Source organism: Frankia sp. AvcI1 (genome assembly GCF_001420875.1).
GTDB classification, from domain to species: Bacteria; Actinomycetota; Actinomycetes; order Frankiales; family Frankiaceae; genus Frankia; species Frankia alni.
The window spans coordinates 22,223-44,902 of sequence record NZ_LJFZ01000024.1 but is presented as its reverse complement, the minus strand read 5'-3'; the positions used below and the strand labels follow the sequence as shown (position 1 = coordinate 44,902).

General features: G+C 74.0%; 15 protein-coding genes and 24 pseudogenes. 15 read left to right on the top strand and 24 right to left on the bottom strand.

Translation table 11 applies throughout. The annotated features are described in order from the left end of the window. Window positions 1–110: 110 nt before the first annotated feature. From UK94_RS61600 to UK94_RS61585, 4 genes and pseudogenes are all read left to right on the top strand, one after another. Window positions 111–282, top strand: a pseudogene (locus UK94_RS61600) (MFS transporter); the annotation flags it as partial. A gap of 1 nt (window position 283) precedes the next feature. After that, a pseudogene (locus tag UK94_RS61595) lies at window positions 284–855 on the top strand (MFS transporter); the annotation flags it as partial. 1 nt (window position 856) lies between these two features. Then, window positions 857–1,009 (top strand): annotated as a pseudogene (locus UK94_RS61590) (MFS transporter); the annotation flags it as partial. 1 nt (window position 1,010) lies between these two features. Further along, window positions 1,011–1,658 (top strand): MFS transporter (locus UK94_RS61585; RefSeq protein ID WP_235489191.1); only part of this gene is annotated, 648 nt, incomplete at its 5' end. Here the strand turns inward: UK94_RS61585 and UK94_RS61580 are convergent. The 10 genes and pseudogenes from UK94_RS61580 to UK94_RS61550 form a co-directional block, all read right to left on the bottom strand. Beyond that, entirely contained in the window at window positions 1,560–2,243 is a 684-nt protein-coding gene (locus UK94_RS61580; protein ID WP_235489190.1) for a hypothetical protein, read from the bottom strand. The two genes, UK94_RS61585 and UK94_RS61580, sit on opposite strands and share 99 nt — an antisense overlap. A gap of 842 nt (window positions 2,244–3,085) precedes the next feature. Then, window positions 3,086–3,500, bottom strand: a pseudogene (locus tag UK94_RS61575) (UPF0104 family protein); the annotation flags it as partial. Window position 3,501: 1 nt separating this feature from the next. Continuing rightward, on the bottom strand, window positions 3,502–4,144 hold a 643-nt coding region (locus UK94_RS61570; RefSeq protein WP_235489187.1), incomplete at its 3' end, for a lysylphosphatidylglycerol synthase domain-containing protein. 146 nt (window positions 4,145–4,290) lie between these two features. After that, a pseudogene (dxs, locus tag UK94_RS22100) lies at window positions 4,291–6,196 on the bottom strand (1-deoxy-D-xylulose-5-phosphate synthase); the annotation flags it as partial. Between the two features lies 1 nt (window position 6,197). After that, window positions 6,198–6,261 (bottom strand): hypothetical protein (locus UK94_RS74670; protein ID WP_268761554.1); only part of this gene is annotated, 64 nt, incomplete at its 3' end. 268 nt (window positions 6,262–6,529) lie between these two features. After that, window positions 6,530–7,930: class I SAM-dependent RNA methyltransferase (locus UK94_RS22095; protein ID WP_235489185.1), on the bottom strand; the 1,401-nt coding region annotated here is incomplete at its 3' end. Window positions 7,931–8,142: 212 nt separating this feature from the next. Beyond that, window positions 8,143–8,456: pseudogene (locus tag UK94_RS61565) on the bottom strand (DNA-binding protein); the annotation flags it as partial. A gap of 1 nt (window position 8,457) precedes the next feature. Next, window positions 8,458–9,317: pseudogene (locus UK94_RS61560) on the bottom strand (amino acid permease); the annotation flags it as partial. Window position 9,318: 1 nt separating this feature from the next. Further along, a pseudogene (locus UK94_RS61555) lies at window positions 9,319–9,517 on the bottom strand (hypothetical protein); the annotation flags it as partial. 1 nt (window position 9,518) lies between these two features. Continuing rightward, window positions 9,519–10,212, bottom strand: a 694-nt coding sequence (locus tag UK94_RS61550; protein WP_235489183.1) for an amino acid permease, incomplete at its 3' end; no start/stop codon positions are given. Between the two features lie 164 nt (window positions 10,213–10,376). Here UK94_RS61550 and UK94_RS61545 point away from each other — a divergent pair. The 4 genes and pseudogenes from UK94_RS61545 to UK94_RS61535 form a co-directional block, all read left to right on the top strand. Continuing rightward, window positions 10,377–10,677: pseudogene (locus UK94_RS61545) on the top strand (NAD-binding protein); the annotation flags it as partial. Window position 10,678: 1 nt separating this feature from the next. Continuing rightward, window positions 10,679–11,039, top strand: a 361-nt coding sequence (locus UK94_RS61540; protein WP_235489181.1) for a TrkA C-terminal domain-containing protein, incomplete at its 5' end; no start/stop codon positions are given. Then, window positions 11,036–11,628, top strand: a pseudogene (locus UK94_RS22080) (TrkA family potassium uptake protein); the annotation flags it as partial. The gene UK94_RS61540 and the pseudogene UK94_RS22080, both read left to right, overlap by 4 nt. A gap of 1 nt (window position 11,629) precedes the next feature. Then, a pseudogene (locus tag UK94_RS61535) lies at window positions 11,630–11,734 on the top strand (TrkA family potassium uptake protein); the annotation flags it as partial. On the opposite strand, the gene UK94_RS22075 reads toward UK94_RS61535, so the two are convergent. The 6 genes and pseudogenes from UK94_RS22075 to dut form a co-directional block, all read right to left on the bottom strand. Continuing rightward, entirely contained in the window at window positions 11,724–12,446 is a 723-nt protein-coding gene (locus UK94_RS22075) for a DUF3159 domain-containing protein (RefSeq protein WP_235489244.1), read from the bottom strand. The pseudogene UK94_RS61535 and the gene UK94_RS22075 sit on opposite strands and share 11 nt — an antisense overlap. 78 nt (window positions 12,447–12,524) lie before the next feature. Further along, on the bottom strand, window positions 12,525–12,911 hold the full coding sequence (locus UK94_RS22070; protein WP_041939047.1) for an OB-fold nucleic acid binding domain-containing protein: 387 nt from the start codon (window positions 12,909–12,911) through the stop codon (window positions 12,525–12,527). Between the two features lie 153 nt (window positions 12,912–13,064). Continuing rightward, window positions 13,065–13,264, bottom strand: a pseudogene (locus UK94_RS61530) (DUF3710 domain-containing protein); the annotation flags it as partial. A 1-nt stretch (window position 13,265) separates the two neighbouring features. Next, a pseudogene (locus tag UK94_RS61525) lies at window positions 13,266–13,542 on the bottom strand (DUF3710 domain-containing protein); the annotation flags it as partial. Between the two features lies 1 nt (window position 13,543). Continuing rightward, on the bottom strand, window positions 13,544–13,685 hold a 142-nt coding region (locus UK94_RS61520; RefSeq protein WP_235489241.1), incomplete at its 3' end, for a DUF3710 domain-containing protein. Window positions 13,686–13,758: 73 nt separating this feature from the next. Then, complete coding sequence (dut, locus tag UK94_RS22060) at window positions 13,759–14,397, bottom strand: dUTP diphosphatase (RefSeq protein ID WP_011603246.1); 639 nt, start codon at window positions 14,395–14,397, stop codon at window positions 13,759–13,761. 379 nt (window positions 14,398–14,776) lie between these two features. Here dut and UK94_RS22055 point away from each other — a divergent pair, with 379 nt between their 5' ends. The 3 genes and pseudogenes from UK94_RS22055 to UK94_RS61510 form a co-directional block, all read left to right on the top strand. Beyond that, entirely contained in the window at window positions 14,777–15,085 is a 309-nt protein-coding gene (locus UK94_RS22055) for a DUF4235 domain-containing protein (protein WP_041939046.1), read from the top strand. Window positions 15,086–15,158: 73 nt separating this feature from the next. Then, window positions 15,159–15,400 (top strand): annotated as a pseudogene (locus UK94_RS61515) (gamma carbonic anhydrase family protein); the annotation flags it as partial. Window position 15,401: 1 nt separating this feature from the next. Further along, window positions 15,402–15,677: pseudogene (locus UK94_RS61510) on the top strand (gamma carbonic anhydrase family protein); the annotation flags it as partial. Here UK94_RS61510 and UK94_RS22045 read toward each other — a convergent pair. After that, window positions 15,674–16,810, bottom strand: coding sequence for a sigma-70 family RNA polymerase sigma factor (locus UK94_RS22045; protein ID WP_050997342.1), 1,137 nt, complete (start codon window positions 16,808–16,810; stop codon window positions 15,674–15,676). The pseudogene UK94_RS61510 and the gene UK94_RS22045 overlap by 4 nt on opposite strands. Before the next feature lie 400 nt (window positions 16,811–17,210). Between UK94_RS22045 and UK94_RS61505 the strand changes: the two are divergent. From UK94_RS61505 to UK94_RS61495, 3 pseudogenes are all read left to right on the top strand, one after another. After that, window positions 17,211–17,874: pseudogene (locus UK94_RS61505) on the top strand (MFS transporter); the annotation flags it as partial. Between the two features lies 1 nt (window position 17,875). Then, window positions 17,876–18,234, top strand: a pseudogene (locus UK94_RS61500) (MFS transporter); the annotation flags it as partial. Between the two features lies 1 nt (window position 18,235). Beyond that, window positions 18,236–18,593: pseudogene (locus UK94_RS61495) on the top strand (MFS transporter); the annotation flags it as partial. Between the two features lie 35 nt (window positions 18,594–18,628). Here UK94_RS61495 and UK94_RS61490 read toward each other — a convergent pair. From UK94_RS61490 to UK94_RS61465, 6 genes and pseudogenes are all read right to left on the bottom strand, one after another. Further along, window positions 18,629–19,331 (bottom strand): annotated as a pseudogene (locus tag UK94_RS61490) (class I tRNA ligase family protein); the annotation flags it as partial. Window position 19,332: 1 nt separating this feature from the next. Further along, a pseudogene (locus UK94_RS61485) lies at window positions 19,333–19,621 on the bottom strand (class I tRNA ligase family protein); the annotation flags it as partial. A gap of 1 nt (window position 19,622) precedes the next feature. Next, window positions 19,623–20,054: pseudogene (locus tag UK94_RS61480) on the bottom strand (class I tRNA ligase family protein); the annotation flags it as partial. A gap of 1 nt (window position 20,055) precedes the next feature. Beyond that, window positions 20,056–20,476, bottom strand: a pseudogene (locus UK94_RS61475) (class I tRNA ligase family protein); the annotation flags it as partial. Window position 20,477: 1 nt separating this feature from the next. Then, window positions 20,478–20,673: pseudogene (locus UK94_RS61470) on the bottom strand (hypothetical protein); the annotation flags it as partial. 1 nt (window position 20,674) lies between these two features. Then, on the bottom strand, window positions 20,675–21,349 hold a 675-nt coding region (locus UK94_RS61465; RefSeq protein WP_235489179.1), incomplete at its 3' end, for a class I tRNA ligase family protein. A gap of 195 nt (window positions 21,350–21,544) precedes the next feature. On the opposite strand from UK94_RS61465, the gene UK94_RS22030 reads away from it, so the two are divergent. Beyond that, complete coding sequence (locus UK94_RS22030) at window positions 21,545–22,351, top strand: inositol monophosphatase family protein (protein ID WP_011603240.1); 807 nt, start codon at window positions 21,545–21,547, stop codon at window positions 22,349–22,351. Between the two features lie 64 nt (window positions 22,352–22,415). Here UK94_RS22030 and UK94_RS61460 read toward each other — a convergent pair. Beyond that, window positions 22,416–22,679, bottom strand: a pseudogene (locus tag UK94_RS61460) (VOC family protein); the annotation flags it as partial. Window position 22,680: the final 1 nt, after the last annotated feature.

Here is a 22,680-nt window from a genome sequence, read left to right as displayed (position 1 = left end):
GGCACGCCGGCTTCCGGCGGGNCTCGGCCCGGTGCGCACGCCCAAGGTAGTGACTGGTTACTACCTGCCGTAGATAGTGAGTGCTCACAAGAGACGGAAGGAGAACTGCCGTGTCTCGACGCCCCAGCACCGCCTGGACCCTCGTCGTCACCTCGCTGGCCGCGTTCATGGTGTCCCTGGACAACCTGGTGGTCACCACCGCGCTGCCGCAGATCCGCGAGGATCTCGGCGCTGGCCTGGAAGGCCTGGAATGGACGGTGAACGCCTACACCCTGCCGTTCGNCGTCCTGCTGCTCACCGGGGCGGCGCTGGGCGACCGGCTCGGACGTCGGCGGGTGTTCCTCGCCGGTCTCGCCGTGTTCACCCTGGGCAGCGCGGGTGCCGCGCTCGCGCCGTCGATCGGCGTCCTCATCACCGCCCGCGCCGTGCAGGGTGTCGGCGCCGCCTTCGTGCTGCCGCTGACCCTCACCCTGCTCGCCGCAGCCGTGCCCGAGGAGCGCCGGGGGGCCGCCCTCGGCATCTGGGGGGCCATGACGGGACTGGCCGTGGCGGTCGGCCCGCTCATCGGCGGCGCGGTCACCGAGGGCGCCAGCTGGCAGTGGATCTTCTGGGTCAACGTGCCGATCGGCCTCGTCGCGCTGCCCGTCGGGCTGCGTGCGCTCGCCGAGTCGCGGGTCCGCTCGTCCCGGCTCGACCTCACGGGCGCCGCGTTGGTCAGCGCCGGGCTGTTGGGCGTCACGTTCGGCCTCGTCCGCGGGGAGGGGCACGGCTGGACCAGCACCCCGGTGCTCGGCGCCCTGGTGCTCGGCGGCCTCGGCGTCGCCGCGTTCGTCGCCTGGGAGCTGCGGGTCGCCCNCCGGGGCGGGGCGCCGATGCTGCCGATGGGGTTGTTCCGCGTTCGTGGCTTCGCGGCCGTGAACGCCACCGCGCTGCTGTTCTCGATGGGCATGTTCGGCTCGATCTTCCTGCTGGCCCAGGCGCTGCAGAACGTCTACGGCTACTCGCCGCTNCAGGCCGGCGTGCGGACCCTGCCGTGGACGGCGATGCCGCTGCTCGTCGCGCCGCTCGCCGGTCCGGTGTCGGACCGTATCGGCGGACGGCCGCTGCTGGTCGGCGGGCTGGCGCTCAACGCCGCCGGGCTCTCCTGGATCGCACTGGTCCTCAGCACGCACATGTCGTACTCGGCCCTGGTCGGGCCGTTCGTGCTCTCCGGCGTCGGCATGGCGCTGTTCTTCGTGCCGATCGCGACCGTCGCGCTCGGGGTCGTGCCGGCCTCGATGCAGGGCATCGCGTCGGGTACCAACAACGCGCTGCGCGAACTCGGCGGGGTGCTCGGGATCGCGGTGCTGTCGTCGGTCTTCGCCGCCCGCGGCGGCTACGACACGCCGGCGGCGTTCATCGACGGGACGCGGCCCGCGCTGTGGCTGGGCGTGATCGCCGTCGCCATGGCCCTGCTCTGCGCCCTGTCCCTCCCGCGCCGCGGCGGCCTCGCCCTCGGGAACGCCACCGACCTCCCCGCGTCGGCGAACACCGGCCTCCCCGCGTCGGCGGACGACGGATCAGGCGACGCGGGCCGGCGGGTTCCCGTCACCCAGGCCGCCGCGGCCGGAGCCACCACCCGAGTCACCACCGCCACCACTACCCGAGCCACCACCTGAACCACCGCCGCCTGCACCACCGCCGCTCAGGCCGCCGCCGCCCGGCGTGCCGCTCCCAGGGGCGCCCGGCAACCCGCCGAACGGTCCCGGCGGCTGCCCGCCCGGGGTGCCACCGCCGGCGCCGGCGGTGAAGGGCGCACCCGGGGTGAGCAGGCAGTAGCCGCCGGACTCCCTGCCCACCTGGTAGGACTCCCGGCTGGCCGGGTCGTCACCGCGCCGGACGTCGACCTGGACCTCCCGGATCGTCTGGGCGGCGGCGGGATGGCGGGTCTGTACCCCCCGCACGGCGAACGACGCGACGCCTCCGCTGATCCCGTCAAGCGCCCGCATGAGGATCGTGTACTCGGTGGACGACCGGTTGCCCCGGACCGAACTGCACAGCCGGTCGTAGGCGGCGTCGTAGTGGCCGGCGCGGACGTCGCCGAGATAGGACCGCACGGCCGACGCGGGGCCGTCATCGGACCGGGAGAGCAGGACGAGGCCGGTGCCGCCCGCGCCGACGGCCACGGCGAGCACGAGGACGAGCGGGATCAGCCAGCGGGCCGGCCCACGGCGCGGCGGCGCCCCCGATGGCCCGACCGGCACGCCGCCCGACCAGACCCGCCCCCCCGATCCAACCGGGCCCCCCGGCCCGGCCGGCCCCTCCGGCCACACCCCGCCCGACCCGACCGGGCCGCCCGACCAGACCGGACCACCCCAGCCGTGGGGCGGGGACGCTGGCCCGCCAGGCCCGGGTCGGCCGGGCGGCGACGCGGGAGCGGCTGTGACCGGTGGCCCGCCCACACCCACGGGGATCGGCCGTCCGGGCGGCCCACCGGCAGCGGGACCGGCGGTGATCCGGTCCATGGGAGCGGGACCTGTGGGGCCCGGGACCAGGGGGCCGGAGGGGGGCGAGGACCAAGTGGTCCCGGTCCCGGCGCCCGGGCGCCGCGGCGCCGACTGCGTGTGAGGAACCCGCGCGGCCGGGGGCGGGGGCGGCCCGGCCAGCCGATCCGCGGCCGCCTCGCCGCGGGCCGGTGCGGACGCGCTCGCGGCGTAGGGGGCGGTGGGCGGCGCGGGCGGGGCCCAGAGGCCCAGAGGCCCGGTGGTCTCCCCCGGGTCGGCGTCCTCGGCGCCCGGCTCCCGCCGACCGGACGGGTTCTCGCTGCCCTGGCCGCTCATGCGTCTCCCTCGTGGCCGGTCGAACCGTCGGTTCTCGATCCGGTCGCCCCGTCACCCATCACATCATCCTGCTCAAATGGGCAAGATGGGCGGGGCGGAGGAGATCTCAGGGGCGGACGGGGACACCAGACGGCCCAGTGGCCAGAGCAGGCGACGGACTACGTGCGTCTCGCGCGGTCCGGGCCCGTGAACCGTGCGTTTTCCCACCGCGAGACATCCCCGGCCCCACTCCAAGGGGGCCGTCTGATCTCCATCGGATACGCAGGCTAGCGGCGCGTCACCGGATCCGGCAGAGGATCGGCGGCCGGCTCCGCCGGCAGAGGATCGGCGGCCGGCTCCTCAGGCAGCGCCCCGGGCCCGGGCCCCGGCACACCCCGTCCGCGCAGGGCCACGCCGATGCCGGCCCACACCAGGTCGGCGACGGTGGCCAGCAGCCGGGCCACCAGGGCGACGAGCGTGGCGGGACCGCCCGCGACGGCGGGCGCGAGCGCGAGCACGAGCACCGCCTCACGGACGCCCGCGCCGGCCGGAACGACCAGCACCAGGAAGCCGGCGGTCCAGGCCAGGGCGTAGGCGCCGACCGAGAGCAGCAGCAGCCGCCCCCCACCGACCTCGGGATCGAGATCGCGCACGAGCAGCCAGGTCGCCAGGCCGTACCAGCAGAAGCTGACCAGCAGCCAGNCGGCGCCGGCGGCGATGGGACGCAGCGTCAGCGGCTCGTCGAGCGGCGCGCGGCGCAGCAGCCGGAATCCCAGCGCCAGCAGCCGGGACAGCACCGACGGGTAGAGCACGACGGCGAACACCGGCACGGCGGCCAGCGCCCACCAGTAGCTCGTGAGCGCGTCAGCGGAGACGAACGGGAGGGTCACGGCGGCGGCGAGGCCCCCGCTGGGCACGGCGAGGGCCAGCACGACCAGGCTCGCCGAGGCCGCCTTCGGCCGGGATACGCCGTAGTCGCGGGAAAGCTCCATCTGGGCGAGGACCGGCCACACGCTGCCGGGGATGTACTTCCCGATCTGGCCCACGAAGAAGATGCGTACCGCCGCCCGCAGCGGCAGTTCGGCGCCGAGCCCGGCCAGCAGCGCCCGCCAGGACAGCACCGTCGTCCCGACGGCGAGGACGGTCGCGATACCCGAGGCGACGACGCTGCCGACGGTGAGCAGGCGGAACGACTCCCGCACGTCGTTCCACTGGCTGACCAGGGCCACCACCAGCAGGCCGAGGGCCACCGCCAGCGCACCGCGCACGAGCCACCAGCGCGCCCCGCGCCCGGACCGGTGAGCGGAGACGGCCGCCGGCTCGCCCGACGCGGTGTGCTGACCCACCGGGCCAGCCTAGGCCGGGATCCCGACCGCCGGCTCGCCGGCCCCCGCCACCGGCCCCGTCGGGCGGCGCGCAGACGGGGGCGCCCCACCGCCGGGGGTGCCGGTGGTGGGGCGCCGCATCCGCGAGCAGCGGTGGGTAGCGACGATCAGTGCTGGTCGGCGACCTGCTCGCCGCTGCGCTGCGCGCCCGGGGAGGCCTGGCCCGCGGCCACGGCCGGGTCGCCCTCCAGCGCGGGCTGGCGCTTCGCGATGGCCTCGACGACCTTGCGGGCGAGGTCCTGCGGGGCGAGGCCGACCTCGGCGATGACCTCGTCACGCTTACCGTGGTCGAGGAAGCGCTGGGCGATGCCGAAGTCACGCAGCGGCACGTCGACGTCGGCGTCGCGCAGCAACTGGGCCAGCGACGACCCGACCCCGCCGACGCGGCCGTTGTCCTCGACGGTGACGACGAGGTCGTGGTCGCGGGCCAGGTCCACCAGCACGGTGGGCAGCGGCTTGACCCACCGGGGGTCGACGACGGTGATGCCGATGCCCTGGCTGGCGACCAGGCGGGCCACCTCCAGGCAGGTGGCGGCCATCGCGCCCACGGAGACGAGCAGCACCTCGCGGTGCTGCGCCACCGCCGGCGAGCGGAACAGCACGTCCACCCCGCCGACGGTGTCGATCGCCGGCACGTCCGCGGCCACCTTGCCCTTGGGGAAGCGCACCACGGTCGGCTTGTCGGTGGTCTCGACGGCCTCCCGCAGCTCGGCGCGCAGGGACGGCGCGTCCCGGGGGGCGGCGATCGCCAGGCCGGGCACGACCTGCAGGAACGACATGTCCCACATGCCGTTGTGCGACGCGCCGTCCTCACCGGTCACCCCGGCCCGGTCGAGCACGAACGTCACCGGCTGGCTGTGCAGGGCGACGTCCATGAGGACCTGGTCGAAGGCACGGTTGAGGAACGTCGCGTACAGGCACACGACCGGCTTGAGCCCGCCCATCGCGAGTCCGGCGGCCGAGGTGACGGCGTGCTGCTCGGCGATGCCCACGTCGAACACCCGGTCGGGGTAGGCCTTGGCGAACGGGCCGAGGCCGACCGGCTGGAGCATCGCGGCCGTCATGGTGACCACGTCGGGCCGCTCGGCGCCGATCTGGACGATCTCGTCGGAGAAGACGTTCGTCCAGCTCGTCGTCTTCGACGTGGACACCGGCTTGCCGGTGACCGGGTCGATGACGCCGACGCCGTGGAAGTTGTCGGCGTCGTCCTGCTCGGCCGGCGGGTAGCCGAAGCCCTTGCGGGTGACGCAGTGGACGATGACCGGCCCGCCGAAGCTGCGGGCGCGGCGCAGGGCGGACTCGACCGCGACGACGTCGTGACCGTCGACGGGGCCGACGTACTTCAGCCCGAGGTCCTCGAACATCCCCTGCGGCTGGACGACGTCCTTGATGCCCTTCTTGATGCCGTGCAGCGCGTCGAACAGCGGCGCGCCGACGAGCGGCGTGCGGCCGAGGACCTGCTTGACGACGTCGAGGACCTGCTCGTACTCGGGGGCGAGGCGCAGGGCGGCCAGATGGTCGGCGAGGCCGCCGATCGTCGGCGCGTAGGACCGACCGTTGTCGTTGACGACGACGACGACGGGACGGTCGTCCGCCGCGATGTTGTTGAGGGCCTCCCAGCACATGCCGCCGGTCAGCGCGCCGTCACCGACGACCGCGACGACGGCCCGGTCCTCCCCGCGCAGCGCATAGGCGCGCGAGAGCCCGTCGGCGTAGGACAGCGCGGTCGAGGCGTGCGAGTTCTCGATGATGTCGTGCTCGGACTCGGCCCGGCTGGGGTAGCCCGAAAGGCCACCCCGCTGGCGCAGCCCGTCGAAATCGCCCGACCGGCCGGTGAGAATCTTGTGGACATACGACTGGTGGCCGGTGTCCCAGAGGATGCGGTCAAACGGCGAATCAAACACTCGGTGTATCGCCAGCGTCAGCTCGACGGCACCGAGATTTGGTCCGAGGTGGCCTCCGGTACGCGCGACGGCGTGAATGAGGAAATCACGGATCTCGGCCGCCAGGGTGNCGAGCTCCTCATGGTCGAGGCGCTTGACGTCCTGGGGACAGCTGATCGTGGACAGAAGCGACACGGCGTGAACTCCCTCTCCCGAAAGGGGATCGGTCCGGGTCCGGCAAAGTCTACGCAGCTCCCCCGCGCGCTCGCAGACGGGCTGACGACATGTGAGTTCCTCGTGGATGGGGAGGCAATAGACCTGCTTGCGGTAAAATGCAGCCCCGGCTCGCACACTATTGGTCGGGATGCGGGTACGCAGACGCACCGCGCGCCCCGGCGTGGCGCGCGGACGACACGCCGGGGCGACCGGGTGGCGGCGGAGCCGACCGATCGGTCCTGGCGGNGACCGTCCCCCCCACCTGCCGTACGGTTTCGGTCACAGCGGGTTCGGTAACACGTGGCTTCAACAGGGCCACACATTCGACGTGCGCGGTCATCGGAAACAGGTCGAACGCACGTAGTGAGACCAGCTCGTAACCGGATTCGGAGGCGGCAGCCAGATCCCGGCCCAGGGCGACCGGGTCGCATGCGACATACGCGACGGCACGCGGGTGGTGGGCGAGCAGCGCGGCCATCACGGCGGGCCCCGCCCCCGTGCGCGGCGGGTCCAGCACGGCGATGTCGACGCGGCCGGCCGTCGGTCCGCTGCCGATCACCCCGCGCACCGTCGCCGGGGTCACCCGCACCGAGCGCAGCGAGACCTGGGGCAGGTCGGCGAGGCTGCGGGCGGCGGCGGCGACCGCCGCGGCGTCGGACTCCATCGCGACCACGCGGCCGCCGGAACCGACGTCGACGGCGAGGAACGCGGCGAACAGACCGGCCCCCGCATACAGGTCGAGCGCGGTCTCGCCGGGACCGGGTCGCAACGCGTCGCGCACGGCGGCGACCAGTACCCGCGGGGCACCCGGGTGGACCTGCCAGAACACGTCCGGCCCGAGCTGGAACCGCCGCTGCTCCACCGTCTCGACGACCTCGCCCGGCGCCGGCGCCACCCCGGCCGGATGCACGGCGACGGCCACCTGGCCGGTGGAGGGACTCGCGGCGACCTCGACCGCGTCGGCGCCGGGGAACCGGCGTCCGGCCAGCGCCGCGGCCACGAGCGGGTGGGCGATGCGGCAGTCCGGGGTGGCGACCACCTGGTGGGAACGGCTGGCCCGCAGCCCGATCTCGCCCCGCGCGGTGACGGCGAAGCGCATCCGGGTCCGCCAACCCAGACCGTCGTCCGCGCCGCCGCCCGCCCCGCCACCGCCGGACGGGTCGCCCTCGCCGTCGACGGGCACCGCCTCGACGACCACTCGCACAGGCACGGTGGACGTCACCGGCACGGCGGACGTCACCGGCACGGCGGACGTCACCGGCACGGCGGACGCGCCGGGCAGGACCGGCCCGGGATGGGCTTCGGGGTCGACCTCGGCGTCCAGCCCACCGAAACGGCGCAGGGCCTCTGCGATCACCTCGGCCTTGCCCCGGCGCTGCGCCGCGAGGTCGGCGTGTTGCCAGTCGCAGCCCCCGCAGGCGCCGGGACCGGCATGCGGGCAGGGCGCCGCCACCCGCTGCGGCGCGGGGGTGAGGATGTCGACGGCGTCGGCGCGCCAGTAGCGGTCGTGGGAGTCGTCGGTGACCCGGGCCCGGACGCGCTCTCCGGGCAGCGCATGGCGGACGAACACGACCCGTCCGCCCGCGCGCGCCACACAGAACCCGCCGTGGGCCACCTGCCCCACCACCAGCTCGATGATCGAACCCACCGCGGTCGCCGCGTCGGCGTCGGCCCTCGCCGGACCGGCCGCCTGCCCTGTCGCACCGGCCGCTTTCCCCGCCGGACCGGCCGTTTTGCCCGCCGAACCGGCCGTTTTGCCCGCCGAACCGGTTGCATTCCCCGCCGAACCGGCAGTTTTCCCCGCCGCAGCAGAGTGAGGACGGGTGGCAGGCCCGCCGGCCGGCCGGCGGCGAGCGGGGGTCACTCCCGCTCCACCGGCGTCGACCCGGCAGCGGCGGGGCCGGCCGCGCCGGTGGACCCGCGGGTCGCCTCCAGGGTGGCGGGGCCCGGCAGGGCGGCTCGGCCACGGCGCACCGCGCCCGCACCGGTCCGCTCCACCCGCCGCTCCGCGCCGCTGGACGAGGCGAGCTGCCAGGGCACGCTGGTGACCATCACCCCGGGCTGGAACAGCAGCCGGGCCTTGAGCCGCAGCGCGCTCTGGTTGTGCAGCAGGTGCTCCCACCAGTGCCCGACGACGTACTCCGGGACGTAGACGGCCACGACGTCGCGGGGGCNCTCCCGCCGCATTCGGGCGACGTAGTCCAGCACCGGGCGGGTGACCTCCCGGTAGGGGGAGGCGAGCACCACCAGATCGATGCTGATGCCCCGCTCCGCCCACGCGGCGCGCAGGCGGTCGGCGTCGGCCTGGTCCACGGCGACGGTGAGCGCGACGAGGCTGTGCGGCCGGGACGCCTTGGCGTAGGCCAGCGCCCGCAGCGTCGGCGCGTGGATCTTGCTGACGAGAACCACGGCCCGGATCCGCGAGGGCAGGGTCGGGGGGCCCGGCTCCGGGGTGAGCTCGACGGCGACCCGGTCGTAGTGGCTCCGGATCCCCCGCATGCCGAGAAAGATGATCGGGATGGCCAGGCAGACGATCCAGGCGCCGTGGGTGAACTTCGTGATGAGCACGAGGACCAGCACGGTGCCGGTGAGGCAGGCGCCGACGAAGTTGATCGTCTGCGAGCGGCGGATCCGCCGGCGGGCGGCGGGGTCGGGCGCGGCCGGGCCGGTCGAGCGCAGGATGCGCGCCCAGTGCCGCACCATCCCGGTCTGGCTCAGGGTGAACGAGATGAACACCCCGAGGATGTACAGCTGGATCAGGGCGGTGACCTGCGCGTGGTAGAAGATGATCAGCACGATCGCGAAGCCGGCCAGCAGAACGATCCCGTTGGAATACGCCAGCCGGTCGCCGCGGGTGTGCAGCTGGCGAGGCAGGTAACCGTCACGCGCGAGGATCGAGCCCAGCACCGGGAAGCCGTTGAAGGCGGTGTTCGCGGCGAGCATGAGGATGAGCGTGGTGACGGTGGCGATGTAGACGAAGCCCGGCGAACCGTCACCGAAGACGGCCGCGGCGACCTGGGCGATGACCGTCGGCTNCTCGCCGCTGGCGCCGACCAGGTCCTTCGTGTGCTCGGCCACGTGCACGTCCGAGATGAGAGCCAGGGCGGTGACGCCGGCGAACATGGCGACCGCGATGACGCCCATGAGCAGCAGGGTGGTCGCGGCGTTGCGGCTCTTGGGCTTCTGGAACGCCGGCACGCCGTTGCTGATCGCCTCCACGCCGGTGAGCGCGGTGNAGCCCGAGGCGAACGCCCGCAGGACCAGGAAGGCCAGGGCCAGCCCGGCATAGTCGTGCTCGGCGACCACGTGGTAGCCCGCGCTCTCGGCCCGCGGGGTGTGACCGACCGCCGTCTTGATCAGGCCGGTCACGATCATCACGGCGACGCCGGCCACGAAGCCGTAGGTCGGGATGGCGAAGGCGGTCCCGGACTCGCGCACGCCACGCAGGTTCATCATCGTCAGCACGATGACGATCACGACGGCGATGATGACCTTGTGCGGAGCCAGCGCGGTGACCGCCGATGTCAGGTTCGCGACACCCGCCGACACCGACACCGCGACCGTCAGCACGTAGTCGACGAGAAGGGCGCTGCCGACGAGCAGGCCGGCGCGGGGGCCGAGGTTGGTCGAGACGACCTCGTAGTCGCCGCCGCCGCTCGGGTAGGCGTGCACGTTCTGCCGGTAGGAGGCGACCACCGTCAGCATGAGCACGATGACGGCGCCGGCCAGCCACGGCGAGAGGTGATAGAAAGCCAACCCGCCCAGTGACAGGACGAGCAGGATCTCCTCCGTTGCGTAGGAGACCGACGACAGGGCGTCACTGGCGAAAACGGGCAACGCGACGCGCTTGGAGAGCAATGTCTCCCCGAGCCGGTCGCTCCCGATCGGTCGACCGACGAAACCGCGCTTCAGGCGGTCCGTGAGCGCCACGCGGCGATGCTACCGATGTCGGCTACCGCTACACGCAACTGTGACGTGGCACACACAAACCCGTGTCGGTTGGGGTCACGCGCCCGAGGGTGGCGGATCTCCGTATACAGAGCACTCCGGTGACGATCCGCGCCGCGCGGGCGGGATCCGACTACGCTCCCCTCGTGCATGTCGTGATCCTCGGTTGTGGCCGGGTCGGCTCCGCCCTCGCCCGCGGTGTCGAGCGGCTCGGCCACTCGGTAGCGATCATCGACCAGAACGCGGCCGCGTTCGGCCGGCTGGACGCGACCTTCGCCGGCCAGCGCGTCACCGGGATGGGCTTCGACCGCGACACCCTCGTCGAGGCGGGCATCGAGCGGGCCGCCGCGTTCGCCGCCGTGTCCAGCGGGGACAACTCGAACATCATCGCGGCGCGGGTCGCCCGGGAGATGTTCGGGGTCGAGCGGGTCGTGGCGCGCATCTACGNCCCCCGCCGCGCCGAGGTCTACGAGCGACTCGGCATCCCCACCGTCGCGACCGTGCGCTGGACCCGCGACCAGATCCTCGGCCGGCTGCTCCCGGACGCCGTGACCGCGCAGTGGTCCGATCCGTCCGGTTCGGTGCTGCTGACCGCGATCCCGCCCGGGGCCGCCTGGGCGGGCCGCAAGCTGCGCGAGCTGGAGGAGGCGGCGGGGGTCCGGGTCGTCTGCGTCACCCGGTTCGGCGAGGGCGTGCTGCCCGACGCCCGCACCCTCGTTCAGGACGGCGACGTGCTGCACGTGGCCGTGACGAAGGCCCGGGCCACCGCGGCCGACACGGTGCTGCGCACCGGTCCGGAGGAAAAGTGACGTCGAGCGTGCGCCGGGTGGTGATCGCGGGGGCGGGCAAGGTGGGCCGTTCCATCGCCGCCGAACTGCTGGAGAACGGCTCCGAGGTGCTCATCATCGAGCGGGACCCGCAGAAGATCCGCGCCGACGCGCTGCCCGACGCCCGGTGGCTGCTCGCCGACGCCTGCGAGCTGTCCCAGCTCGACGCCGCGGGGCTGAACGAATGCACCGTCCTGGTGGCGGCGACCGGGGACGACAAGGTCAACCTCGTCGTGTCGCTGCTGGCGAAGACCGAGTTCGGCGTGCCGCGGGTGGTCGCCCGGGTCAATCACCCCAAGAACGAGTGGCTGTTCACCGAGTCGTGGGGGGTCGACGTCGCCGTCTCCGCGCCGCGACTGCTCACCGCGCTGGTCGAGGAGGCCGTCAGCGTCGGCGACCTGGTGCGGCTCATGCGCTTCCGGCAGAGCGACGCCTCCCTCGTCGAACTCACCCTCGCCGAGGACGCGCCCGTGGTCGGCCTGCGCATCAGCGAGATCACCCTGCCGCCGGACACCGCCCTCGTGGTGATCCTGCGCGACGGGCGGGCGGTCATCCCGTCCCCGGACGCGACNCTGGAACACGGCGACGAGGTGCTCGCGGTCGCGACCAGCTCGGAGGCCGAGGAGCAGCTCGCCGCCCTGCTCGGCCCCGTGCCCGAGCAGACCCTCAGGGGCTGACCCGACCGGCCGACCCCGGCGCCTCGGGGGACGGCCCGTCCGCCCGCACCACCTCGCCCTCGACCGCCTCACTCCCGACCCACTCACTCCCGACCACCTCGCCGTCGACCACGGCTGCGGCGGGCGGCTGCGGCGGAAGGGGGGCTAGCCGGCGCACGATGGCGAAGCTGGCGAGGACGGCGAGGCCGAACAGCGGCAGGCCGAGCGCGATGTTCGCCGCCGCCAGCCAGCCGGACTCGTCGGCGAGGTAGAGCACGCCCTGCACGCCGAAGCGCAGGGCGAACACGGCGCCCCAGACCAGCGTCGCCCACACCGCCGCCCGCCGCTGGCGGGAATCGTTCTGCCAGCCCACGTAGCGGGCGTCCAGGCCGGCCATCAGATAGCCGGCGATCGGCCGGCGCAGCACCACGGACAGCAGCGCCACGACGACGCCGACGGCGTTCTTCGCGATACCGGGGAGGAAGAACCCCTTCGCGTCGCCGGTGCGTGAGGCGACGAACGCCGCGACCGCGACGGCGAACAGGCCGGAGAACGTCTGCTGCGTCGGTTCGTGCCGCACGATGCGCAGGACGAGCAGGGCAAGCGCGGCGGCGACGGCGACGGCGATGCCGGCGGTCAGCCCGGCCTCGGCGTTCACCGTCACGAACGCCACGGTCGGGATGGAGCTGTCGATGATCCCCCGGGGCCCGCCGATGGCCTCGGACATCGTCATCGGCGGTGCGTCGGGGGNGGGCAGTCGTGGCATCGTCGATGGGGATCCTGTCGGTAGGGGCCGGTTCCCCGCCCGAACCTAGGCGCTCGCGGAGGGGACCGGGAGAAGTTCGTATCGCGGATTGAAGATGCTCGGGCGACCCTCCTGCACGGTGATGCGACCGGAAGCCTTCACCGAGGCGCCGGCCCGCAGGCCCGGGATGTCCCGGCGGCCCAGGAACACCAGCGTCACGGTGCCGCTGCCGTCGTAGATGTCGACCTCGAGGGTCGGCGCGCCGGCACGCGCGCGCACCGTCACCGCCTGGATGGTACCCGCGACGCATGTCTCGTCCCGGTCACGACAGCCGCTCATCGGGACGGCACCCGCCGCCGCGGACGCGGCCTGGAGATCCTCGGCGTCGAGCTCGTTCGTCCCCGCCGTCAGCCTGTGGAGCTTGCGCCCCCACCAACCGTGTGGCTCGCCCACGGCTCCTCCGTTCCCGCGCGAGCAACCCTGCCCGAACACGTCTGATGCAACGAATGACCGAGGCTCAGTGTGCCCGCGGCAAGCCGCACGATCGAGCGATCCACGTGCGGATACGTATTGTGTGCGGTGCAGGGCGGCGCGTGGCGCCCCGGGTCAGCGGAGCTCGGCGGTGCGGACGCCGGGCACCGGCATGCCGGGCCGTCCGCTCGTCGCCGCGGTCGCCGAGCCGCCGGGGCCGTCGGGATGGTCGGCGACCTCCCGGGGCAGGGTCAGCGGCAGGGGATCCCGCACCGGCATCGCGCCGTCGCCGCGGGACACCACGAGCTGGCGCAGCGTCTCGTCGAGCAGCGGCGNGGCCCCCGGCTCGCCCCCGGCCACGCCCGTCACCACGGCACGCAGGAACCAGCGCGGGCCGTCGACGCCCATCATCCGGCCGGGAACGGTCTCGCCCGGGCGGCCGGTGGGCAGCAGCATCCGCAGCTCGGGCCCGAACGGGCCGTTCGCCTCGCGACCGCCGGCCGCCTCGATCGTCGTCAGGATCTCGGCGCGCACCTCGTCCCACAGGCCGCTGCTCTTGGGCGCGGCGAAGACCGACAGCTCCATCGCGCTGCGCCCGTCGGTGATGAGCACCNTCAACGGCTGGCCGGTCGCCTCCTCCACCTGGAACTGCACCTGCACGCCCGGCAGCGCCGGGATCCGCAACGAGCCGAGGTCGAGCCGGTGGAGATCGTCCTGCGGCGCCTCGGTGACGTCGTAGGGACCGTCCGCCATCACCGATGCGGCCTCGGCGACCGGCGCACGCCGCTCGGAAGCCTCGACCCGGGACGCCTCGCGCTGATCGGATTNCCTACGCCCGCGGCCGAACACCACCGGACTCCCTTCCCGCCCCCCCGGGCGTCCCCGCGCCGACCCCGGCACCGGGACCCTCCGTCGAGCCGAAGCCACCCGTCGATCCGAACCCACCGCTGCCGCGCACCGAGGCGGGCAGCTCGTCCACGTCGCGGAAGACGGCATGCTCCACACGCTGCACCACGAGCTGGGCGATCCGGTCGCCCCTACGCAACGTGATCGGATCGGATCGATCGGTATTGATGAGAACTACTTTGATTTCACCACGGTAACCGGCGTCGACCGTGCCGGGCGCGTTGACCACCGTCACGCCGTGCCGCGCGGCCAGGCCGCTGCGCGGATGCACGAAGGCCGCGTAGCCCGCCGGCAGCGCGATCGCCAGGCCCGTGCCGACGACGGCCCGCTCGCCCGGCGCGAGGGTCACATCCTGCGTGGTCACCAGGTCCGCGCCCGCGTCGGACGGCTGGGCGTACGCCGGCGGCGCCACCGCACGGTCCAGCCGGCGCACGAGGACCTCCACCCGCCCCGCCGCCACGGTCTCGGTGGCCACCGCCACGGTCTCGGCCACCGTTTCGGGCACGGCGGGCCCGGCCGGTGCCTGCGGGGCCGCGGGGATCGTCTGATCGGGGGCGGTCATGGTCTGGTCTCCTGCCTGGACGGGCCGAACGGGGAGATTGAGCCGAACGGGGAGGTCAATCTCCGCCGCCGAGTGCCGCCGACCGCCACCGACGAGCGCCGCCGACCGACGACCGACGACCGACGACCGACGATGGTCGATCACCGTCGACCGCCGACGGCATCCGCCGCGCCGGATGTCCGCGATCCGCGAGTTGAACCTTAGGCCATCCCTGGCTCGCCACCCGCGGTGCGCCCCGCGTGCCGGCGGGACCGCCCGGTCGTGATCGGATAGGGACCACCGGCGGCCCACCCAGGTCGGCGGGGGGTAACCGGGGCCACCGGGGTAAGGACAACACGGCGGGCCAGTGCGGCCCGCGGCGCAGAACGAGAGGTGTGGGGTGGCGAAAGCGGCATCGAAGCTGGGATGGAAGGTCGTCGGCGGAGCGGCGACAGCGCTCGCGGGCACGGCCGCCAGCCGCGGGGTCACGGCCGTGTACCGCAAGGTGCGCAAGTCAGACCCGCCGGTCAACCCGGCGGACCCGGACACCGCCTGGGCGGAGGCGATCGCCTGGGCGGCGATCTCCGGCCTGGCGATCGGGCTCGGCCGGCTCGCGGCGGAGCGGACGGTGGCCCGCGGCTGGGTCAGGGCGACGGGCTCCCCGCCGCCCGGCATGGTCCGTCCCGAGGTCTCCGCCTCGGAGGACTGAACCCACCCACCCGGCGGCCCCGACGGGCACGATGGAGGTCACTAGACGCGCCCGACGACCCGCGGGAGACCGGATGGCCGTGTACGCCCTGGGAGACGCCGTTCCCGTCATCGACCCGACGGCCTACGTCCACCCGGACGCCACCGTCATCGGCACGGTGACGATCGGCCCCGAGTCGACCGTGTGGCCGGGGGCGGTGCTGCGCGGCGACTACGGGTCGATCGTGATCGGCGCGCGCACCTCCGTCCAGGACGGCACGGTGATCCACGCGACCGAGGAGCTGGCGACCGTCGTCGGCGACGACTGCACGATCGGNCACCTCGTGCACCTGGAGGGCTGCGTCGTCGAGGACGGCTCGCTGATCGGATCCGGCTCGGTGGTCCTGCACCGGGTCCGGGTCGGGCGCGGCGGGCTGGTCGGGGCCGGGGCGGTCGTCGTGGGTGACACGGTCGTGCCGCCGGGCGGGCGGGCCCTCGGGATCCCGGCCAAGGTGCTGCCCGGCGGCCCGGACCAGGCCGGTCTCGCCGCGGGTGCCGCCGTCTACGTCGCGAACGGCAAGCGCTACCGCGACCAGCTACGCCGGATCGACTAGCCCGACGGGGTGGGGCCGACTGCGGTGCGTCCTGCCCGGTCCGGGCCCACAGACCGGGCACACCGCGCCGCACCGCCCACCGGAACCGCACCGCCCACCGGAACCGCACCGCCGGCCGGGGCCGCGGCGGGCAGGTGGCGCATCTTCTCCGGGTTCGCGACGATGTTGATCTCGACGATCCGGCCGCCCGCCACGTGCAGGCCGGCGAGGTAGCGCAGGACGTCGCCCTCGAAGCTGGCGAAGCCGGGTTCGCCGTTGACCTCGACCGGCTGGATCCGCACCCGCCCGTCGGCGCGCCGGGCCGCCTTGGCGAGGATGCCGAGCACGAACCGGGCGACCCGGTCGGCGCCCGCCACCGGCCGGCGGGCGGCCTGCGCGTTCCCCCCGCCGTCGCTGCGCAGGACGGCGTTCGGATCGAGCAGGGCCAGCAGCCCGTCGAGGTCGCCGCCGGCCGCCGCGGCGAAGAAGGCCTCGGCGACGCGACGCCGCGACGCCGGATCCGGGTCGAAGCGGACCGACCGGTCCCGGACGTGGCGCCGCGCCCGGCTGGCGAGCTGGCGGGCCGCGGCCGGGGTGCGCCCGGTGGCCGCGGCGATCTCGGCGAAGTCGTAGCCGAACACGTCGTGCAGGATGAAGGCGGTGCGCTCGGCCGGGCTGAGCGTCTCGAGCACGACCATCATCGCCATGCTCACCGACTCGGCGAGCGTCACCCGGTCGGCCGGGTCCGCCACCCGACCCCCGGTCGCGGGGTCGGCGCCGACCGGTACCGCCGCACCGGCGACGAACGCCGCGTCCACCACGGGCAAGCCGGCGTCTGCGCCGCCCCCGGTGCCGTCGCCGCCCGCGAACCCGTCGACGAACGGCTCGGGCAGCCAGGGCCCGACGTACCCCTCCCGGCGACCGCGGGCCGAGCGGAGCTGGTCCAGGCACAGCCGGCTGACCACCACGGTCAGCCAGGCGCGCAGGTCGGAGATCCGCCCGGCGTCGACCCGGCCGAGGCGCAGCCAGGCCTCCTGCACCGCGTCCTCGGCGTCGGCGAAGGAGCCCAGCAGGCGGTAGGCCACCCCTCGCAGGTGCGGACGCTCGGCCTCGAACGCCGCGGCCAGCGCCGAGGAACCGGCCGCGGCCGACATCCCTTCGGGCGCGGACACCTCGGCGGCAGCGGGCAGGTCGGCGGGGACGGCGCCGGGACCCTGCGTAGCTCGGCTCGGGACGGTTGTCATCGGCTCCTCCGCAGGTCTGAGGGACGCCATGAACCGGGCGTCACCGGCCCCGGCGGCCGGGCGCGGCACGCTCCCCCTCCCCCACCTGGACGAGATACCCGGCGCCGGTGTGACAAGCTCCGGCGGCCGGGCGAGACAGGCGGGACAGGCGGCGATCTCACGGACCGCCGGTGGCCCTCGGCCGCACGTCTCACCGCGCGGCTCCCGGCCGGGTGAGCGGATGTCTCAGAGAGTGTCACAGCTCGCGCGTCGCCGCGTAACGGTGCGTTCCTACGGTCGTGGCATCGCCCGCACCCCGGAGGATCATCACATGAGCGCCACGCTGGAAGGCGTCCCGACCACCGACCTCGCCCCGGCCGCGTCCCGCCGGGGCCGCTGGATCGACGACTGGCGGCCCGACGACCCGTCGTTCTGGCACCACGGCGGGTCCCGCATCGCCCGCCGCAATCTGATCTTCTCGATCCTGGCCGAGCACGTCGGCTTCTCGATCTGGTCGCTGTGGTCGGTGACGGTCCTGTTCCTCGGGCCGAAGTACCACATCGATCCCGCCGGGAAGTTCCTGCTGACGTCGCTGCCGACGCTGGTCGGCAGCGTGCTGCGCATCCCGTACACCTTCGCCGTCGCCCGCTTCGGCGGACGGAACTGGACGATCGTCAGCGCGCTGCTGCTGCTCGTCCCCACGATCCTCGCCGCGATCGTCCTCAAACCCGGTGTCTCGTACACCACGCTGCTGCTCGTCGCCGCGGTCGCGGGCGTCGGCGGCGGCAACTTCGCCTCGTCGATGACGAACATCAACGCCTACTACCCGGACCGGCTCAAGGGCCGGGCGCTCGGGCTCAACGCCGGCGGCGGGAACCTGGGCGTGGCCGCGATCCAGCTCGTCGCCCTGCTCGTGCTCGCCACGGCGGGCAAGGGCCACCCGCGGGTCGTCCTGGCGATCTACATCCCGCTGATCGTGCTGGTCGCGCTCGGTGNGGCGCTGTTCATGGACAACCTCTCCACGGCGCGCAACGACCGCGGCGCGATGCGCGAGGTCGCCCGCGACGGCCACACGTGGGTGATGTCGCTGCTCTACATCGGCACGTTCGGCTCGTTCATCGGCTTCGGCTTCGCCTTCGGCCAGGTGCTGCAGGTGCAGTTCGCCGACCGGTTCGACACCCCGATCAAGGCCGCCTACCTGACGTTCCTCGGGCCGCTGCTCGGCTCGCTGATCCGCCCGCTCGGCGGCCTGCTGGCCGACCGGTTCGGCGGCGCCCGCATCACGTTCGCGAACTTCGTGGCGATGGCCGCCGCGGCCGCGGCCGTGCTCGTCGCCTCGCTGACGGACTCGTTGGNCGGCTTCCTCGTCGGGTTCATCGCCCTGTTCGTCTTCAGCGGCGTCGGCAACGGGTCGACGTACAAGATGATCCCGGCGATCTTCCGGGCGAAGTCGCGCCTCGCCGTCGATGCCGGCGCCGACCCGCTGGCCGCCGATCGCGCCGCCCGGCGCCGCTCCGGCGCGCTGATCGGCCTGGCCGGCGCGATCGGCGCGTTCGGCGGCGTGCTGGTGAACCTGGCCTTCCGGCAGTCGTTCCTGAGCTACCGGTCCGGCGACGCGGCGTACATCTCCTTCATCGCCTACTACGCGCTGTGCTTCGCCCTCACCTGGTTCGTCTACCTGCGGCCCTCAGCCCGCCGCCTGAGCGGCATCTGACCGGGAAGGCGGCGGGTCGAGGCGGGGGCCGGGGTTCAGGCGAGGTCGACGGCGACGGCGATCTCGCCTGCGGCGGGGCTGAACGCGAGCTCGCGGATGCTGCCGGCGCTGCGCAGGTCGGCGGCCGCCGCTTCGACGAGGGCGACGAGGTCGGCATCCCCGCTGATCCGGGCGCTCGCGACCTCGGCCTTCATCGACGCCTTCGCCGCGGACTTGGCACGGCGCACGCCGGTGAGCGCCGCGCCGACGGCGTCGAGCAGCTCGGGGCGCCCGCCGTCGGCGAGCTTGCGGATCTCCGCCGGGTCCGGCCAGCTCGCCCGGTGCACCGAGCCCGGCCGCCACCAGGACCAGACCTCCTCGGTGACGAACGGCAGGACCGGGGCGAACAGCCGCAGCAGCACGGACAGCGCGACCGCGAGGGTGGTGTGCGCGGAGGCGGCGCCGGCGGCCCCGAACGAGCCGTAGGCCCGGCCCTTGACCAGCTCGACGTAGTCGTCGCAGAACCGCCAGAAGAACGACTCGGTGACCTCCAGGGCCCGCGCGTAGTCGTAGGTGTCGAGTGCGGCGGTCGCGGCGTCCACGACGTCGGCCAGCGCGGCGAGCAGCGCCCGGTCGAGCGGCTCGCCGACCGGCACGGCACCACCCACCGGCACGGCACCGTCCACCGGCACGGCGCCGTCCACCGGCGCCGCCGTGCCGACCGTCGAGGCAGCGCCGGCGGCGGCATCGGAGGTCCCCNCCTCGCCCGTCGCCGGGGCGCCCGGGGGTGTCTCCTCGGCGGCGAGGCCCAGCGCGAAGCGGCTGGCGTTGAGGATCTTGATGGCGAGTCGGCGGCCGTTCTTCATCTGGCCGACGTCGAAGGCGGTGTCGGTGCCCGGCCGCCCGGACGCCGCCCAGTAGCGGACCGCGTCCGAACCGTGCTCCTCCAGCAGGCCCATCGGGGTGACGACGTTGCCCTTGGACTTCGACATCTTCTTGCGGTCCGGGTCGAGGATCCAGCCGGAGATCGCCGCGTTCGACCAGGGCAGNACGCCGAACTCGGCGTGGGCGCGGACCACGGTGGAGAACAGCCAGGTCCGGATGATCTCGTGGGCCTGGGGCCGCAGATCCATCGGGAACACGCGGGCGAACAGGTCCGGGTCGCTCTCCCAACCGCTGACGATCAGCGGGGTGAGCGAGGACGTCGCCCAGGTGTCCATCACGTCCGGGTCGGCGGCGAACCCGCCGGGCAGCCCCCGCTGGGCGTCGGTGTAGCCCGGCGGCACGTCGCTGGACGGGTCGACGGGCAGGGCCGCCTCGGGCGGCACGATCGGCGCGTCATAGCGCGGCGCGCCGGCGTCGTCGAGGGGATACCACACCGGGAACGGCACGCCGAAGAACCGCTGCCGGCTGATCAGCCAGTCGCCGTTGAGGCCGTCGACCCAGTTCTCGTAGCGGACCTTCATGTACTCCGGATGCCAGNGCAGCTCCTGGCCGCGGGCCCGCAGCGCGGCGCGCAGCGGCTCGTCCCGCCCACCGTTGCGGATGTACCACTGGCGGGTCGTGACGATCTCCAGCGGCCGGTCGCCCTTCTCGTAGAACTTGACCGGGTGGGCGATGGGCCGCGGCTCGCCGAGCAGCGCACCGGACTCGGCGAGCAGCTCCACGATGCGCGTGCGGGCGCTGTGCACGGTCTTGCCGGCGAGCTCGGCGTAGTGCGCGCGGCCCGCGGGCGAGGTGATCGCGGCCGGCGGCTCCGGCACGAGCCGGCCGTCGCGGCCGATCACGGCGCGGGCCGGCAGGCGCAGTTCCCGCCACCAGATGACGTCGGTCAGGTCACCGAAGGTGCAGATCATCGCGATGCCGGAACCCTTGTCGGGATCGGCGAGCCGGTGGGCGACGACNGGGACGTCGACGTCGAACAGCGGGCTACGCACCGTGGACCCGAACAGCGGCTGGTAGCGCGGGTCGTCCGGGTGGGCGACCAGGGCCACGCAGGCGGGCAGCAGCTCCGGTCGGGTCGTCTCGATCACCACCGGCTCCGCCCCGGCGCGGGGGAAGGCGAGGGTGTGGAAGGCACCGGGACGCTCCCGGTCCTCCANCTCCGCCTGGGCGACCGCGGTGCGGAAGGTGACGTCCCACAGCGTCGGCGCCTCGGCCAGGTAGGCCTCGCCGCGGGCAAGATTGCGCAGGAACGCCCGCTGGGCGACGACGCGCGAGCGGGTGTCGATGGTGGCGTAGGTGTGCGACCAGTCGACGGACAGACCCAGGCGGCGCCAGAGCTCCTCGAAGCCCTTCTCGTCCTCCAGCGTCAACCGCTCGCACAGGTCGACGAAGTTGCGCCGCGAGATCGGCACCTGCTCCTTGCCCGGCTTCGCCGGCGGGGCGAAGTCCGGGTCGTAGGGCAGCGACGGGTCGCAGCGCACCCCGAAGTAGTTCTGCACCCGCCGCTCGGTGGGCAGCCCGTTGTCGTCGAAGCCCAGCGGGTAGAACACCTCACGGCCGCGCATCCGCTGGTAACGGGCGATGAGGTCGGTGTGCGTGTAGGAGAACACGTGGCCGACATGCAGCGAGCCGCTTACGGTCGGTGGCGGGGTGTCGATGGAGTACACCCGCCCCCGGTCGACCGTGCGGTCGAAGGTGTAGGTGCCCTCGTCCTGCCATACCGCCGACCAGCGCCCCTCGATGCCGTCGAGCGTGGGCTTCGCGGGAACCGCGCGAGCGGAGGGGGCGGGAACCGCGCGGGCGGAGCGATCAGTGCCGTCTGTGCCAACCACAGCGACGATCCTACGGGCGCGCCGATCGTGACCGCCGTGCCCGGCCCCCCGAGACGCCGCGCGTCCGCCTGGCGTGACCCCTTTCACCCGCCGGGATGCTCGCGTGCGACGCCACCTTGGCAGGATGAGCCCGAAACGGAAGCCGAAGCAGAACCGCCGAAGNAGAACCAGAGCCGAGCCCCGGAGCGCCGACCCATGAGCGACCTGCCAGACCCGGACACCCTGCTGGACGTCGCGCTGACGATCGCCCGCGAGGCCGGCGGGCTGCTCGCCCGGGGCCGCGAGGGCGCGGTCGCCGCGGAGACGACGAAGTCCTCCCCCACCGACGTGGTCACGGCCCTGGACCGCGCCTCCGAGGCACTGGTCGCCCGCCGGCTCGGCGAGCTGCGTCCGGGCGACGGCCTGCTCGGCGAGGAGGGGTCCGACTCCGCCGGGTCGACCGGCGTGCGCTGGATCGTCGATCCCCTCGACGGCACGGTGAACTTCCTCTACCGGCTGCCGAACTGGGCGGTGTCGATCGCCGCGGAGGTCGACGGCGAGGTCGTCGCCGGAGTGGTGCACGCCCCGGCGCTGGGCACCACCTACACGGCCGTCCGCGGCGGCGGCGCCTTCCGCGACGGCACAGCACTGACCGGGTCGACGGTGACGACCCTGGCCGGCGCCCTCGTCGCGACCGGTTTCGGCTACCTGGAGTCCCGCCGCGCCGCCCAGGCCGCGGTGCTCACCAGGGTGGTGCCCCGGGTCCGCGACATCCGCCGGATGGGCGCGGCGTCGCTGGATCTGTGCGCCGCCGCCGACGGCCTCGTCGACGCCTACTACGAGCGTGGCCTGAAGCCCTGGGACCATGCCGCCGGTGGGCTCGTCGCGGCCGAGGCGGGCCTGCGGGTCGGCGGGCTGCACGGCCGGCCGGCGACCGAGGACCTCACCGTCGCCGCCCCGCCTGCGCTGTTCGGGCCCCTCACGGACCTGCTTGCCGAGGACCCTCCGGCCGACCGCGACTGACCCGGGTCGGCGGCCCGCGGTCGGACGTCCGCGCCGCGGGCCGGTCAGGCCAGGCCAGAGCAGGTCAGGTCTTCGGCGCCTGCGAGATGCGCACGGTGTTGCCCGAGGGGTCGCGGAACGCGCAGTCGCGCGGGCCCCAGGGCTGGTCGATGGGCTCCTGCAGCACCTCGGCGCCGAAGGCCCGCACCTTCTCGAAGGTCGCGTCGAGATCGTCCGCGCGGAACACGATGACCGGCAGGACGCCCTTGGTGAGCAGTTCCTGCAGGGCGTCCCCGTCGGCCTGCGGTCGGCCGGCGTGCGGCTCGGACAGGACGATCTCCAGATCCGGN